General features: G+C 35.1%; 3 protein-coding genes. 1 reads left to right on the top strand and 2 read right to left on the bottom strand.

Translation table 11 applies throughout. The features are described from left to right. Positions 1 to 196 precede the first annotated feature (196 nt). The gene (locus tag ACP6PL_RS28030) at positions 197 to 712 is read right to left on the bottom strand and encodes a tetratricopeptide repeat protein (protein ID WP_426548624.1); all 516 of its coding nucleotides are present in this window, start codon (positions 710 to 712) and stop codon (positions 197 to 199) included. Between the two features lie 573 nt (positions 713 to 1285). Here ACP6PL_RS28030 and ACP6PL_RS28025 point away from each other — a divergent pair. Further along, positions 1286 to 1483 carry an NblA/ycf18 family protein gene (locus tag ACP6PL_RS28025; RefSeq protein WP_426548623.1) on the top strand — a complete coding sequence of 66 codons (198 nt, stop codon included), beginning with the start codon at positions 1286 to 1288 and terminating at the stop codon, positions 1481 to 1483. Positions 1484 to 1652: 169 nt separating this feature from the next. Here the strand turns inward: ACP6PL_RS28025 and ACP6PL_RS28020 are convergent, their stop codons facing one another. After that, positions 1653 to 2102, bottom strand: a complete 450-nt coding sequence (locus tag ACP6PL_RS28020; RefSeq protein WP_426548622.1) for a hypothetical protein — start codon at positions 2100 to 2102, stop codon at positions 1653 to 1655. Positions 2103 to 2931 lie beyond the last annotated feature (829 nt).

Here is a 2931-nt window from a genome sequence, read left to right as displayed (position 1 = left end):
GTTAATTAGCGATCGCCTACCTAGTTGTACCTCACTAGCTTGGGAAATGCTATATAGCAATCCTATTTTATTCGTGGCAAAAATCTTACTGCTTAGGGAACAGGGAACAGGTAAGAGTTTCAACTTTTTTATTTACTTTTTAATTTTTCACAACCTATGCACCGATTGCTATAGTATTACAACACCAATTTAAGAATTAAGATTCTGCTTGAATCTTTTCTATTGCTTTCTCAACTTTCTCTGCTTCTTCAGTTTTTCCTTGTTCTTTTAATAGGTCTCTAGCTTTAGTGAGAGATACTACTGCTTCAGGTCGTTTATTTTCCAAATACAAAGCTACTCCTAATTGATAATGAAGGACTGCTAACTCTGGTCTAAGGCGAACAGCATTTTCAAATTGGGATATTGCTTCTGGCAAATTATTTTGATTGGCCAAAAGACTGCCTAGGTTAGCATAAGCTTCCGCAAATTCTGAGTCAAGTTCAATAGCTTTGCGAAATGCTGTTTCTGCTGATTTGAGGTCTCCTTCTTTGTAGAGTTTCACCCCGCGCTCAAATTCTGCTTTAGCTTCTTGGTTAAGAGCAATAACTGTGGTGTTATTTGATAGGGGTTGTTTAGAGGTTCGTTGAAAAGAAGAAGCGTCAGCTTTAGTAGTGCTGAGTAAGCTTAGTATTGTAGCTATGGCCAATAAACCATACTTTTTTTTATAAAACATTTTTTAGAATTCTAGTAGAAATGGTTACTGATTCAGCATACTACCTATTTTTTAATTTGAGCACCTCTTGAGAAATAAATCTCTATATCAGTCAAGTTGTTTGAGCTTTTCCCTCTGTTTTTTCAGCAGTTATTTACTACTAGAAATTTGTTCAAAATGAGCATCTTTACTCTTGACTTTTTTCTAAGATTTATTCACAAGCAAAAATAATGTTTTGTATTTGCCATTTTTATATCTGCAGTGCAAGGAAAATGATGGTAATTTTGTCAAACATTTGTTATATTTTTTAACATAGTACATAATACGATAGTTATAATTAATAAATCAAAGTTCCTGAAAAGACTAGGCGATCGCTAAGTCCAGTAATACATATCTGGATTTATTCGGTTTATACCATTTTGCTCAAATATGGCTACACATCATATCTGAAGAATGAAATTATATAATCTTAATTTAAGATAAGTACTGTAGCCGAAATTTATGGAATTGGTATTAATTTTTTGTATCTAGATTGACTGATCCAACTAGGAAGTATGGTCAGTAGATAATTTTTGGTATTAAAGGAGTTAAAGTATGGATCAACCTATGGAACTACCACTAGAGAAGCAATTTAGCGTTCGGTCTTTTGAGACTCAGGTCAGGCAGATGAATTTACAACAAGCTCAAGAATGCTTAGTTGAACTATACGAACAAATGTTGGTAAGGGAAACTCTCTACCAACAATTTTTAAAGCATAATTGGGGATTAGAATCTAACCCTGACTTTGATTAAGTAAAGAAGTTGTCCTAAGGGCAACCTCCTTCTCTGACTCTATTTCATAAATTTTAAATAGATTTGGGGATGATGGGGCGTCAACTAATTTTTCAAAAATCATAAACTTTATACCCAAAGATAGTCATTATATTGATTGAAGGAATTTTATAACTTTTAGTAATATTAACTAATCTAGCTGACGGTCTATATTTGCTTCCATAGCACTAATCAAAGAAGGACCTGTCAAAATGCCACTACTGGAGTAATATCGATCTTTATCTAAGCGGAGTAAAGTTTCAAAACCACTACGACGTTGGCGGTCATTTCCAAGTACCCAATAGCGCTGAATAATTGAATCAACACCAAGCCATCCTTCTCCTTCCACTTTTCCTAGTTCGCTGTGTTGTAGAAGAAAGGTATAGCGTCGCTCGTCACTGTCGAGACGCCCTTTATACTGTAAAGTAATATCCTCACGGTCTTTACTAGGAAATATTAGGTTTGTTTCCATAGAGAACCAATCTGTACGATCCCATGTCACGATAGTTGTACCCTTGACAGTAATCAACATTCCGTTGCGTTCCAGCCAATTTCCTGCAATAATCCATTGGCCTGATTCTAATATAAATGTATGAACCACAGTCCTATTCCTAATACTGCTAATACTAGCTTGATCAAATTTACGCCTTGGATATCCAACCATTAACATTAGGTTAGGTCGGGAGGAAAGCTGCCGTTACAGCCCATCGTCTCTAGTCAACCAAAAGGATACAGACTTCAAGAAAATCTGTAGGGTTGTTGCGCATACCACAGTTTATAGGCTCAGGCTACTTTTTCCCCAGAGGCTCAACAAGTGTTTGGACTTGGAACTCACTTAGCGCTGGTCTTAGCAGAAGCTTAACTAAAGTATTAAAGACTTCTAAATTAAAAAATATGCCTTTATACTGAACCTAGGGAGCAGTTATCAGGCAGTCTGGGTACTTGAACTATACAGCAATCTAGTAGATTGACAAAAATGATGTTTTGTGTATCCTAGACACCAATATGCCAGAAGCTCAGATAATCATAGTAAAAGTCCAACACCCTCAACCCTTAACCGGAAAAGGTAGGCAAATTGACTTACCAAGTATAGTGCTAGCACTATATGTGTATTTTAGACTATATAGAGGACTTGTGTGCAAAAATTAAGATTAGGAAAAATGCCTAGGAATATTATCTAGTGACTAAATGTAAATTTAGTCACTATAAACCATTTTTTGATTAGCATAAAGATATCAAGGCCAATATACTTGAGTTTTGTTCTCAAATAAGGCCAACTACATTTGTAATATCCATCCCCTAGTTCAGAATTATCAGAACAGGTAATGGTACACAAGTAATGATTGTTGGCACCTACCTTATAGCAATCAAAGGTATTTACCGAATTATTAATTATTAATTGTTAATTAAATAATTGTGGTTTAAAGCCT

It is taken from the genome of Dapis purpurea BLCC-M126, assembly GCF_050015975.1.
Classification (GTDB): domain Bacteria; phylum Cyanobacteriota; class Cyanobacteriia; order Cyanobacteriales; family Microcoleaceae; genus Trichodesmium.
Note: the sequence above shows the minus strand (reverse complement) of the source record. Positions and strands in the feature narration are given on the sequence as shown.